The sequence below is a fragment of the Marseilla massiliensis genome (assembly GCF_016899855.1).
Taxonomy (GTDB): domain Bacteria; phylum Bacteroidota; class Bacteroidia; order Bacteroidales; family Bacteroidaceae; genus Prevotella.
Genome location: NZ_JACJJG010000078.1, coordinates 1 through 12005, shown reverse-complemented (window position 1 = coordinate 12005; position 12005 = coordinate 1). Strand labels below are relative to the sequence as shown.

General features: G+C 51.8%; 11 protein-coding genes. 1 reads left to right on the top strand and 10 read right to left on the bottom strand.

The window, feature by feature from the left end; all coding sequences use genetic code 11:
• Positions 1-209: 209 nt before the first annotated feature.
• The 10 genes from H6A34_RS11125 to H6A34_RS11080 form a co-directional block, all read right to left on the bottom strand.
• Positions 210-1211, bottom strand: coding sequence for a 2-oxoacid:ferredoxin oxidoreductase subunit beta (locus tag H6A34_RS11125; RefSeq protein WP_239480854.1), 1002 nt, complete (start codon positions 1209-1211; stop codon positions 210-212).
• 63 nt (positions 1212-1274) lie between these two features.
• Positions 1275-1679, bottom strand: a complete 405-nt coding sequence (locus H6A34_RS11120) for a four helix bundle protein (RefSeq protein ID WP_205105575.1) — start codon at positions 1677-1679, stop codon at positions 1275-1277.
• Positions 1680-1705: 26 nt separating this feature from the next.
• A complete protein-coding gene (locus H6A34_RS11115; protein ID WP_205105574.1) occupies positions 1706-3556 on the bottom strand; it encodes a 2-oxoacid:acceptor oxidoreductase subunit alpha in 1851 nt (616 codons plus the stop codon).
• A 586-nt stretch (positions 3557-4142) separates the two neighbouring features.
• On the bottom strand, positions 4143-5288 hold the full coding sequence (locus H6A34_RS11110; RefSeq protein WP_205105573.1) for an aspartate aminotransferase family protein: 1146 nt from the start codon (positions 5286-5288) through the stop codon (positions 4143-4145).
• A gap of 113 nt (positions 5289-5401) precedes the next feature.
• Positions 5402-6367 (bottom strand): N-acetyl-gamma-glutamyl-phosphate reductase, encoded by a 966-nt coding sequence (gene argC, locus H6A34_RS11105; protein WP_205105572.1) that lies wholly within the window; start codon positions 6365-6367, stop codon positions 5402-5404.
• Between the two features lie 71 nt (positions 6368-6438).
• On the bottom strand, positions 6439-6621 hold the full coding sequence (locus H6A34_RS11100; protein WP_021947885.1) for a PspC domain-containing protein: 183 nt from the start codon (positions 6619-6621) through the stop codon (positions 6439-6441).
• A gap of 299 nt (positions 6622-6920) precedes the next feature.
• Positions 6921-8126: an argininosuccinate synthase gene (locus H6A34_RS11095; RefSeq protein ID WP_205105571.1), complete on the bottom strand. Its 1206-nt coding sequence runs from the start codon at positions 8124-8126 to the stop codon at positions 6921-6923.
• A gap of 157 nt (positions 8127-8283) precedes the next feature.
• Positions 8284-8877 (bottom strand): GNAT family N-acetyltransferase, encoded by a 594-nt coding sequence (locus H6A34_RS11090; RefSeq protein WP_205105570.1) that lies wholly within the window; start codon positions 8875-8877, stop codon positions 8284-8286.
• A 161-nt stretch (positions 8878-9038) separates the two neighbouring features.
• On the bottom strand, positions 9039-9515 hold the full coding sequence (locus H6A34_RS11085; protein WP_205105569.1) for an arginine repressor: 477 nt from the start codon (positions 9513-9515) through the stop codon (positions 9039-9041).
• Between the two features lie 267 nt (positions 9516-9782).
• Positions 9783-10502 carry a Bax inhibitor-1/YccA family protein gene (locus tag H6A34_RS11080; protein ID WP_021948986.1) on the bottom strand — a complete coding sequence of 240 codons (720 nt, stop codon included), beginning with the start codon at positions 10500-10502 and terminating at the stop codon, positions 9783-9785.
• A 629-nt stretch (positions 10503-11131) separates the two neighbouring features.
• On the opposite strand from H6A34_RS11080, the gene H6A34_RS11075 reads away from it, so the two are divergent.
• On the top strand, positions 11132-11917 hold the full coding sequence (locus H6A34_RS11075) for a pyrroline-5-carboxylate reductase family protein (protein ID WP_205105568.1): 786 nt from the start codon (positions 11132-11134) through the stop codon (positions 11915-11917).
• Positions 11918-12005: the final 88 nt, after the last annotated feature.

Genomic DNA, 12005 nt, shown 5'->3' with positions numbered 1-12005 from the left:
GATAAAGACGTATATCGAGCTGCTTATCGCCGTTAAGTTGTAATAGAAAAAGGAGTTATCGGGAGTAAAAAGGGAGTCAGGCGCTACGCGCCGGAGTTAGCGGACGCATGTTTGATAAACATAAACAAGACATTTGTCCGTTAACTCCCGGCGGATGAAATCCGCCTAACTCCCTTTTTACTCCCGATAACTCCTTTAATAAAAACCTTTTACTTCACCTCCCAGATGTCGTTTGTCTCGAGCAGTTCGGCAAAGTTATGGTATTTCTTCTTTGCCTTAACCTCCTCTATCTGTTGATTAACCGCTTCGTCATAGGTTGGCGCCTCGACGTCACGGATGACACCTAACGCTACGGGGAAGCCGTGCTCGTTATCCATCATGGCGAGTTTCAGCTGCAGGGTGTTGTCCATGCAGTGGGCGTCATGCACTAGGATGTCCTTCTCTGTGATACCGTTCTCGCCGAGCTTAACCACCTTCAGGCCAAAACCTTCCTGCATAAGGCCGTACTCATTGTTCTCTCCGAAGATGAGAGGCTGGCCGTGGCGCACGTAGATGGCGTTCTTTGCGCGGCCTTCCTTCTTGTATATCGGGTCGTAACAGCCGTTGTTGAAGATGACGCAATTCTGCAAAATCTCGCACACCGAAGCGCCTTTGTGCTTATAGGCGGCCTTCAGGATGTCGACCGTTCCCTGCGCATCGGTTGCCACGGCACGTGCGAAGAAATGGCCGCGGGCGCCGAAGCAAAGCTCTGCGGGCAGGAACGGGTCCTCCACAGTGCCGTAAGGCGACGACTTGCTGACGAAGCCTCGGGGCGACGTAGGTGAGTACTGGCCCTTCGTCAAACCGTAAATACGGTTGTTGAGCAGTATCATGTTGATGTCGATATTACGGCGCATGGCGTGTATGAAGTGGTTACCGCCGATGGCAAGGCCGTCACCGTCACCACTGATTTGCCATATCGCAAGGTCTGGATTGGCAACTTTCGCGCCCGTTGCGATGGCCGCCGCGCGTCCATGAATTGTCTGCATGGCATACGTATTGACGTAATACGGCAGTCGGCTCGAGCATCCTATACCTGAAATAACGGCCGTCTGGTAAGGCGGTACGCCTATTTCGGCCATTGCCTTGTGGAGCGAAGCCAGGAAGAAATGGTCTCCACAACCGGGACACCAGCGCGGTTGTCCCTTCTTATAATCTTGAGCTGTAAACATTCCAATTAAGAATTAAGAGTTAAGAATTAAGAAAATTACTATTGTTAAATTAAGAATCGTAAATTAATAATCAGGAAAATAATCTTCACGGACGAATCCATCAGAACTATACTTCATTGAATTTTCCTTTGAAGTCTTGACTATTGCGGCCAATATGGACGTTATCTCATCCGCCTCGTCGTGGATTGACGAGAACGTAACGTCGTCAATATAACCGCCGTCATGCAACAATTCAATCCAATAAAGAGTTTCGTTGGCTTCTTTCAGCGCCACCGATGCTTTGTTGATAAAGTCCGCCCTGCTTTGTGCGAACTTAGCTTCACGCATCAGCGCGCCTATCGCCGTGCCGCTTCTGAGCAACTGTTTTGACAGAATACGCTCACCTTTCACATCGCAAAGGTACTGATACGCCTTAACAATGCGTAAAGCAAAAGCGTAACTGCGCTTATCTATCAGATTGTCGCTCATAAGCATATTTTCTTAATTCTTAACTCTTAATTCTTAATTATCTTAGTGAACGCCTTTACCAACTCTGCCACAACGAAGGGCTGTCCCTTTACCTGGTTGAACTGGTAGGGGGCGAAGTTGTCGACCTTCATGCGCAGATAGCCAGCGAACTGGCCGAGATTCTGCTCGGCAACGACCACCTTCTTATATTTAGTCAGTACGTTGGCGGTATTCTTAGGCAGGGGGTTGATGTAGCTGAAGTGTGCCAGCGCCACCTTGTGTCCCTGCTTCCTGAGCTCCTCCATGGCTGTATATAGATGGCCGAAGGTGCCTCCGAAGCCGACAATCAGCAGTTCGGCGTCGTCGGCATCGCCCATAACCTCAACGTCGGGCACGGGTATCTTGTAGACTTTCAGCGCACGCTGGCGGCACATCTTGTCGTGGTTTTCCGGGTCGGTGGATATCGCTCCCGTGTTACCGTCTTTCTCCAGACCGCCCAGGATGTGCTCAAAGCCTTCCTGTCCGGGTATCGCCCAATAGCGTGCGCCCGTCTCTGGGTCACGGCGGTACGGCGTATAGTTGCCCTTTTGGTCAGCAGGAGCATAATGCGGGTGTATCTCCGGCAGCTCGTCGATGTTCGGCAACTTCCACGCTCCAGAGCCGTTAGCAACGAAAGCGTCGGTAAGCAGCACCACGGGGGTTAGGTGTTCGAGGGCTATTTTAGCCGCTGAATATACCGCATCGAAACAGTTTGTAGGACTCGTGGCGGCAATCACAGGCATTGGCGACTCTCCGTTGCGTCCGAAGAGAACCTGAAGCAGGTCGGTCTGCTCGCTCTTTGTTGGAAGTCCCGTTGACGGACCGCCGCGCTGTACGTCAATAACGACGAGGGGAAGCTCGTCGATTACGGCAAGGTTCATTGCCTCGGATTTAAGGCAGATGCCCGGTCCGGAAGTGGAAGTGGCGGCAAGCGCTCCCGCGAAAGACGCGCCGATGGCGCTCGCGCAACCCGAAATCTCGTCCTCGCACTGCACCGTTACCACGCCCAGCGACTTGTGCTTGGCCAGCTCGTGCAGGATATCGGTAGCCGGAGTGATAGGATACGAGCCGAGATACAGCTTCAATCCGGCCTTCTCGGCAGCAGCGATGAGACCGTAAGCAGTGGCCTTGTTGCCCGTGATGTCCATGTAGCGGCCCTTCACCTTGTTCTTGGAGTCGATACGGTAAGTGGCCGGCACGCTGGCATGCACGTTGTGTCCATAATCATAACCGGCGTTAACCACCTTGATGTTGGCCTCGGCTATGGCGGGCTTCTTGTCGAACTTCTCGCGCAGGAAGGCCTCAACGAACTTTATGTCGCGGTTGAACAGCCAACAGACAATGCCCAGCGCGAACATGTTGCGGCACTTCAGCACTGCCTTGTTGTCCATTCCGCTGTCGGCAAGGCAGTCCTTCACCATCTGCGTGATGGGGCATGCTACCACGCGGTCGGTATCAATGCCCATCTCGTCGAGGTAGTCTTGCGTCTTGAACTCGGCCCTCTCAAGGTCTTTCGGGCCGAAACTGTCCGTGTCGATGATGATTGTAGCCTGAGGCTTAGCAAACCTGTACTGCGTTTTCAGTGCGGCGGCGTTCATGGCCACGAGCACGTCACACTTGTCGCCCGGCGTGAAGGCACGGCCGCTGGCGATGTGAACCTGGAATCCTGACACGCCCGTAAGCGAGCCTTGCGGGGCGCGGATGTCCGCCGGATAGTCCGGAAACGTCGAGATACCGTTACCTACCGTAGCCGAAACTGTCGAGAAAATATTTCCCGCCAGCTGCATTCCGTCGCCCGAGTCTCCCGAGAAACGCACTACGACATCATCCAATTGTTTTACTTCCAATTCTTCTGCCATAAATCAAAGTATTTAAGCTTGATTGCTTGGTTATGCTTACAATTTGTCAATTTTCAAGACAGCAAGACGGCCGTAAACCGCACCTTAGGGTCACTTTTACCTGAACTTACTATCAATTTGCAAAGTTCGTAAAGATTATTGAAATATCAAAATGTTTTTAAATAAATATTTTCTTTTGCCCACAAAGCAGCGCATAAGGACTGTATATTATTGCAAAATCACACAAATAAAGCATTTTAAACAACATAAAGCAACATTTAGCAACGTTTTAAAAAAAACAAACGCAATATTCAGGCATATTATCTTACACAACACATACAGACAAACAAAAACACAAACAATCACCCGCCACCAACCGTAAAATAAGCCCCTGACAAACCGGCGACAGCCCGCAAAAAGACGCCATCACCCCAACGGCACAACGGCACAAAAACAGCGGATTTGCAAACGACGGCCTTTTACCGCACAAAAGGCCATGTTTCATACGTTAAAAGGCCACCTTTTAGTTTGTAAAAGGTGGCCTTTTATTAATTCACTGAATACCAATATGTTACAAGGCGGGACGTAACGGCCCCGCCGATACGTGTCAACCAACGGCGGCGAAAGCCCTTTCGAGACGCAGGATGAAGTCGTCGGCCATTGCCTTGGTGAAGCACAGCGGCGGCAAAAGGCGCAAAATGTTGGTCGATGCGCAACCCGTGAAGCAATGCTCGTTGTAGACGAGGTGCTGGCGCAGCTCCTTATGGGGCATGTCAAGGTCTATGCCAATCATCAGTCCACGGCCGCGCACGTCGGTGATATGCTTCTCCGTGGCCTGCATCTCTTTCAGCCGTGCCATGAGATAGTCGCCCGTCTCACGTGCGTTGTCCACCAGATTCTCGCTCTCTATAACGTCGAGCACGGCCAGGGCGGCAGCGCATGCAAGGTGGTTGCCTCCGAACGTGGTACCCAGCTGACCGTACACGGGCTTGAAGTCGGGCGAAATGAGCACGGCGCCCATGGGGAATCCGTTGCCGATACCTTTCGCCACGGTAATCAGGTCGGGGCGAATGCCGAGCCACTGATGGGCGAAGAACTTGCCAGAACGGCCGTAACCGCACTGTATCTCGTCGCAGATAAGCACCGCTCCGTAGCGCTTGCAGGCTGCCTGCAGGCCCTGGGCGAAGTCCTCGTCGACGAGCTTTATTCCGCCCACTCCCTGTATGCACTCAATAATGCAGGCGCAGACATCGCCCTTGGCAAGCTCTGCTTCCCACACCTCAAGGTCGTTGACGGGCAAGTAAGTTACGTGGCCGTTGGCGTTGATGGGCGCTATTATCTTCGGATTGTCGGTCGTCTCGACGGCCAGCGACGTGCGTCCGTGGAAAGCCTTGGCGGCCGACAGCACGCGCGTACGTCCCGTCTTGAACGACGCAAGCTTCAATGCGTTCTCGTTAGCCTCGGCTCCGCTGTTGATCAGGAACAGCTGGTAGTCGTCATACCCGCACACCTTGCCCAGCCGTTCGGCCAGCCGGCGCTGCAGCGTATTTATCACCGAGTTGCTGTAAAAGCCGAGGGCGTTCAGCTGTTCGGTCATCTTCTCAACGTAGTGGGGATGGCAATGACCTATGCTAATGACGGCGTGGCCGCCGTAAAGGTCTAAGTATTCCTGCCCCTTGTCATCCCAAACGGAGCAGCCTTTGCCCTTAACGACATTTATATCGAAAAGGGGATATACGTCAAATAATTCCATAATGAAAAACAGCAGCCCCCTCCCGGCCTCCCCGAGTGGAGGGGTTTTAATTACTTTATGTTGCTGATACAAGCCCAGCCCCTCCCATCGGGGAGGTCGGGAGGGGCTGTTTATTAGAAGGCTGACGGTTTAAGCCTAAGCCCCATGGTCTCTTCTTCTCCGAACATGATGTTCATGTTCTGCACGGCCTGGCCTACGGCACCCTTCAACAGGTTATCGATGCAGGAAGTGATGAGCAGCTTGTCGCCGTATTTTTCGCAGTGGACGAGACATTTGTTGGTGTTCACCACCTGCTTCATGTCAAGCGGACGGTCGACGTAATGGGTGAAAGGCTCGTCTTGGTAGAACGCCTTGTAGGCCTCAACAATGTCTTCGACAGGCGCCTCGGTGCGTACCACCTCGGTGGCGAAGATACCGCGTGAGAAGTTGCCGCGGTATGGAATGAAGTCTATTTCGGCGTCGAGCGTGCCCTGAACCTGCGCCAGGCTCTGCTTAATCTCGGGCACATGCTGGTGAGTGAAGGGCTTGTATATGCTCAGGTTGTCAACCCTCCAGCTGAAATGCGTGGTCGCTCCGGGCTTCTGTCCTGCCCCGGTGCTGCCCGTAATGGCGTTTACTGACACGTCGTTGGTCAGAAGTCCCATCTTAGCGGCAGGCAAAAGGCCGAGCTGTATGCACGTGGCGAAGCAGCCAGGATTGGCAACATGCGCTGCCGAAGCTATGCGGCCGCGGTTGATTTCGGGCAAACCGTAGACAAAGTCGTTGCCATCTGCGGCAAGGCGGAAGTCCTGCGCCATGTCGATAATCCTCACACTGTCTGGAATTTGGTGTTCAGCGAGGAACTGACGGCTCTTTCCGTGGCCGAAGCAGAAGAACACGACATCAACCTCGGAGAACGGCATCGCGTCGGTAAAGCGCAGGTCGGTGTCGCCGTAGAGCCCCTCGTGAACGTCAGTAACGGGGTTGCCGGCGTTGCTTTCGCTGTTGACGAAGACAATCTCCGCCTGCGGATGGTTCAGCAAAAGGCGGATAAGCTCACCTCCGGTGTAGCCCGCCCCGCCAAGGATTCCTATTTTCATGTCATCAAGTTTTATGTTTCCGGGATTCAATCCCGTAATTGCGTTTATCGTCTTTTGCCGTCAGGCAAGTCTCAATATCTCTTCGGCGCCAGTATCCATATAAGGATATAGGCCAGCAGGCCGGTACCGTAACCGAAGAACAATATTGCGAAAACGAGGCGCACAAGCAGCGGGTCGATGTTGAAATACTCAGCAATGCCGCCGCATACGCCGCCTATTATCCTGTCTGTTGACGAACGGTAATATCTCTTCATGATATTAATAATTTAAGTGTTAATATCCGTCTACCGACGCTACGAAGGCTGTCCGCCTGGCGGCATTTAACCCTCCACTTTGCAAAAGGTGGCCTTTTACGTTGCGGAAGGCCACCTTTTAGCGCCTGAAAGACGGCCTTTTACAAGGCAATTTGCGGCCTTTCGCCAAACCGCTGACTGCCAAGCTGTTACCTTAGAGTCTGCTTAGCCGTTTTGCTTAGGCTTATTTGGCTTATTAGGCTAAACAGGAGCATTGGGTCAATAAGCCAAATAAGCATGATAAGCCGGCCGCTTGCCTGTTATCGCTCTTCGTCCTCGTGTATTCCGTAGTACACCCTCAGCGGCGTGCTAAGCACCTTGATGAAACCTTTTGCCTCCTCGGCCGTCCATCCGTGCTGCATCTCGCCGTACTCGCCGAGCTTCGACTTGAGCAGGTCATCGGGCGAATCGACGCCCACGCAGTCGAATCCGAGGGGACGAAGCTTGAGTATCGCCGTGCCGTTCACGTTCCTCTGGCTGCTCGTGAGCATAGCCTCGATGTCGGGCATGACGGGCTCAAGATACTGGCTTTCATGCAAGAACATGCCGTACCAGTTGGCAACCTGGTCCTTCCAATACTGCTGCCACTTGCTCAGAGTGTACTTTTCAAGCATGCGATGAGCCTCGATGATGAGCTTGGGGGCTGCCGCCTCGAAGCCAACACGGCCCTTAATGCCGATTATCGTGTCGCCGACGTTGCAGTCACGGCCTATTCCGTAGGCTGCGCCAAGCTCCTCAATCTTCTGTATTGCCTTTACCTTGTCGTCGTATTTCTCGCCGTTCACGGCAACGATTTCACCCTTTGCGAACTCTATGCGCAGCTCGCTCTCGTCCTGACGGGTAACGTGCTTGAGGTAGGCTTCTTCCGGAAGGCCCTGCGCCGAGTCGAGAAGCTCGCCGCCGCAGATACTCGTTCCCCAGATTCCTACGTTGTAAGAGTACTTCAGTTTGGTGAAGTCGGCAGTGAATCCGTGGGCGTTCAGGTAGTCGACTTCCTCCTTGCGCGAGAGCGCCTTGTCGCGTGTCAGCGTGATGATTTCCACTCCCGGCGCCATGACGAGGAACGTCATGTCGAAGCGTATCTGGTCATTGCCCGCGCCGGTAGAGCCGTGCGCTATGGCGTCGGCGCCTATCTGCTTGGCATAACGGGCGATGGCGATAGCCTGGAATATGCGCTCAGACGATACAGATATGGGGTAACAGTTGTTACGGAGCACGTTACCGAAAATCATGTACTTGAGGCTTTTCTCGTAATACTCGTGCGTTACGTCAAGCGTTACGTACTCTTTCGCACCCAGCTTGTATGCGTTCTCCTCGTTCTTCTTCAGCTGCTCGTCGCTGAATCCGCCAGTGTTGGCGCACGCTGCATAGACCTCATAGCCCATGTCGTGCGACAGTTTCATCACCGTGTAAGATGTATCAAGCCCTCCGGAGAAGGCCACAACCACTTTCTTCTTGTCTGACATAACTATTAATTTTTATCAAGTAGTTAAAGGAGTTAAAAGTAGTTAGAGTAGTTAAAGTCATTACCCTTGCTTAGTTGAACCATATTTGAAGCCAACAAAGCATTCGACTTAACTACTTTAACTACTCTAACTACTTTAACTACTCATATTATTACTTTTACTTTCCAATCTTCCTCATCACCTCTTCAGGCAGTTCTATCGGTGTAGGTTCACCTTCGTGTACGGCCGGGTCGTACAGCATTCCCGTACAGATACAGTACTTGCGGCCCGTGCGCTTGAGCACATCAACGTTGACGCAGCCGTCACATCCGCGCCAGAAAGCCTCGTCGTCGGTAAGGTCGGCAAACGTTACGGGCACGTAACCCAGCTGAGTGTTCATCTTCATAACGGCTGAACCGCTCGTAAGACTGAATATTTTTGCCTTCGGCCAGCGTGTCCGCGCGAGCGTGAACGTCATGTCCTTAATGTGCTTGGACACTCCGAGGCCACGGAAATCTGGGTGTACAATCAGTCCGGACGTGGTCACATACTGCTTGTTTCCCCATGTCTCGATGTAGCTGAAGCCGGCGAAGCGGTCACCGGCAAGGGCTATCACGGCCTTTGTCTCACGCATCTTCGTGGCCAGATATTCATGTGTTCGCTTGGCGATACCCGTTCCGCGCACCTTCGCGGCGGCCGCCATTGTCTCAAGAATGGTGTCGACGTACTTCTCGTGTGAGGCGTCGGCAACCATGACTTCTATTTCTTCCATGTCTTTTTTAGTAGTTAAAGGAGTTAAAGTAGTTATCACTCCCTTTGGTCGCTGAGTAGTTAAAGTCAAATGCTTAGGAGTAAAGGAGTAATGGAGTAAAGGAGTTAAGACAAATGCTCTGCCGGCAATCCCACCTTCTCACCTTTTCACCTTCTCACCCTTTATTTGATGTCTGGTATTACGTTTCTAAGTTCTTCCACTACGTCGGAGTGCCTTGCGCCCTCCTTGACGACTATGAATATCGTATCATCGCCGGCTATCGTGCCGAGTATTGACGACAGGCCGCCGTTATCAATGTTGTAAGCCAGGCTGCTGGCATAGCCGGGACGAGTCTTGATTACGCCCATATTGCCGGAGAAATTAACCGACACAAAGCCCGAATTAAGCAGCATTTCGGCAGCGCTCTTGGGACTGCTCACGCGCTTGTACATCGTCTCATTGGGCAGCACATAGAAGTACTTGCCGCCCAGACTGGTGGCTTTGGCTACCTTCAACTGCTTCATGTCGCGGCTCAAGGTGGCCTGAGTCACTACGTATCCTTCCTTGGCAAGAGCCTTGAGCACGTCGTCCTGACAGCAAAGTTCCTGGCTCGAGATGAGCATCCGCAATGTCTGAAGCCTGCTGTTCTTTGATTTCATTTCTGTATATTTATGCAGTTATGGGTACAAAAGTATGAATAAATATTCAAAACGACAAGAAAATCTGCATAAAAATGCAAATTTTCTTGTCGTTTTGAAGTAGTAAGGAGAGAAGGAGTAAAGGAGTAAGTAGATATGATTAAGTAGTAGGGAGGTAAGGAGTAGACGAGTAAGTAAATATGCTTTGCCGCTTGACACCTAAATATTAGCGCTCAATGCAAGTCTACTTACTCCTCTACTCCTTCTCTCCTTACTACTCAAAAAACCTTACTCCCTATTCCCTCCGAATATCCTCAGCAGGTAAAGGAACAGATTGATGAAGTCGAGATAGAGCGAGAGCGAGCCGAGCAGGGCTATCTTCTGCGCCTCTTCGCTTACGTCGTCTGCCTGCATTAGCATTTGCTTAATCTTCTGGGTGTCGTACGCTGTCAGACCCACGAAGATGAGCACGCCCACGTAACTGAGGATAAGGCCCAGTCCGGTGTCCTTAAGCAGGAACACGTTTACCAGCGTGGCGATGATGAGTCCGATAAGAGCCATCATCAGGATACGCCCCAATGAGGAAAGATCGGCCTTGGTGAAATATCCTATCAGCGACATCACGGCAAATGTTCCAGCCGTGATGAAGAACACGCTGGCGATGGAGGTCATCGTGTACACTATGAAGATAAACGACAACATCAAGCCGTTGAGCACCGAATACAGCACGAACAGCAGCGTCGCCGACATCAGCGACAGGCGCATAATGCGTGCCGACACGTACCATACGATACCAAGTTCGGCAAAGAATATGCCCCACACCACCATCTTGTTGGCGAATATTGCGCTGATTATACCAGGGCTTGAGGCCACGCCATAAGCCGTAAATCCGGTGATTAGCAGCGCCAGCGTCATCCACACGTACACCTTGCGCATAAGGGCAGGAAAGGCTACGGCCGCCGTTTGTTCTTTCTCACGTATGAGTTCATACAGTCTGTCTTCGTTCATAATCTAAATTTTAATGGTTGTCTTAATTCAAAATAAATACTTGCCGACCGACACCGGCCGACATAATAACACAATGCAAACATACGGAAAAAAAACGACAAACATCTTGTTTTTAAGTAAATTCATTGATTATTCACAATTATTCTTTTATAGTTGACAAGCAGACTTTTATTAGTTGACGAGTTGACGAGATACAAGCAGACAAGCAGATTTGATTAGTTGACAAGGAGATTTGCATGGTTGGCACGCCTTTTTTACCTTTTTACCCTTTTACTTTTTTACCTTTCAAAATGCCTTTCTCACCTTCTCACCCTCTCACTTTCTCACCTTCTCCTATCTTTCTGGTTTCCAACGCGTTACAAAAGGCCGTCTTTTAGCTTGCGAAAGGCCACCTTTTGCGTTGTAAAAGACGGCCTTTTGTAACGCGTTTTGCCGCCTTCCGCATAGCCTCTTGCCTCGCGCCACATAAAAACTTGTCAGTATCGTGGCGCCGAACGATAATTTTATGTACTTTTGCACGAAGCAATACGGCCCGCGCCAGCTGTCGGCCTATACCTTATTATATTATAAGGCATTATGCAGTCAACGGTTTACGGCCATGATAAATTCACTCATAAACGACACATCTTATGAAAATTGCGGTAATAGGCGCCGGCGCAATGGGCGGCGCAATGGCAGAGGGATTCGTGCATAGCGGACGCTTCCTGCCGTCAGACATCACTGTATCAGCGCCACACGAGAGCACGCTCGAACGCTTCGCGGCGCTCGGCATACGCACAACCACCGACAACAGGCACGCCGCCGAGGGGGCCGACGTTGTGATAGTGGCCGTGAAGCCGTGGTTGGTCGAAAACGTAATAAGCGGAATCAAACCCATGCTCGACTACTCTACGCAAACCGTCGTATCCGTAGCCGCCGGCGTAAGCGGCGACAGGCTGACGGCAATGCTGGCGAAAGAGGACGGTTCACGGCCTGAGACATTCATCGCCATACCCAACATCGCCATATCAGTGGGCTGTTCGATGACGTTCATCGTAGCCGTCAACGGCGACGCTACCGCCACGGAAAATATTGAAGACATGTTCAACTCTGTGGGTTCGTCGCTCATTGTCGACGAGCATCTGCTCGGGGCCGGCACCGCCCTGGCCTCCTGCGGCATAGCTTACGCAATGCGTTACGTCAGGGCCGCGAGCGAGGGAGGTGTAGAACTGGGCTTCAAGGCCGGCGCCGCGCGCGACATTGTGTTGCAGACGGTAAAGGGCGCAGTGGCCCTTCTCCAGGCCAACGGCAACCATCCCGAGGCCGAGATAGACAAGGTGACAACCCCTGGCGGCCTCACCATACGCGGACTTAACGAGATGGAGCGCGCCGGATTCACCAATGCGGTGATACGTGGATTGGTAGGAAGCAAGTAGATTGACTTATAAGGAGTAAAGGAGTTAGGGAGTAAAGGAGTTAAGACAATAGTCTTATTTATTAATTTCACTTCGTTGTCACTTTGAC

Bases quoted from the DNA above. Each gene is read 5' to 3' on its own strand.
- H6A34_RS11085 (WP_205105569.1), bottom strand. From the start codon at position 9,515: ATGAAATCAAAGAACAGCAGGCTTCAGACATTGCGGATGCTCATCTCG.
- H6A34_RS11095 (WP_205105571.1), bottom strand. From the start codon at position 8,126: ATGTCAGACAAGAAGAAAGTGGTTGTGGCCTTCTCCGGAGGGCTTGAT.
- H6A34_RS11125 (WP_239480854.1), bottom strand. From the start codon at position 1,211: ATGTTTACAGCTCAAGATTATAAGAAGGGACAACCGCGCTGGTGTCCC.
- H6A34_RS11120 (WP_205105575.1), bottom strand. From the start codon at position 1,679: ATGAGCGACAATCTGATAGATAAGCGCAGTTACGCTTTTGCTTTACGC.
- H6A34_RS11115 (WP_205105574.1), bottom strand. From the start codon at position 3,556: ATGGCAGAAGAATTGGAAGTAAAACAATTGGATGATGTCGTAGTGCGT.
- H6A34_RS11100 (WP_021947885.1), bottom strand. From the start codon at position 6,621: ATGAAGAGATATTACCGTTCGTCAACAGACAGGATAATAGGCGGCGTA.
- argC (WP_205105572.1), bottom strand. From the start codon at position 6,367: ATGAAAATAGGAATCCTTGGCGGGGCGGGCTACACCGGAGGTGAGCTT.
- H6A34_RS11080 (WP_021948986.1), bottom strand. From the start codon at position 10,502: ATGAACGAAGACAGACTGTATGAACTCATACGTGAGAAAGAACAAACG.
- H6A34_RS11075 (WP_205105568.1), top strand. From the start codon at position 11,132: ATGAAAATTGCGGTAATAGGCGCCGGCGCAATGGGCGGCGCAATGGCA.
- H6A34_RS11090 (WP_205105570.1), bottom strand. From the start codon at position 8,877: ATGGAAGAAATAGAAGTCATGGTTGCCGACGCCTCACACGAGAAGTAC.
- H6A34_RS11110 (WP_205105573.1), bottom strand. From the start codon at position 5,288: ATGGAATTATTTGACGTATATCCCCTTTTCGATATAAATGTCGTTAAG.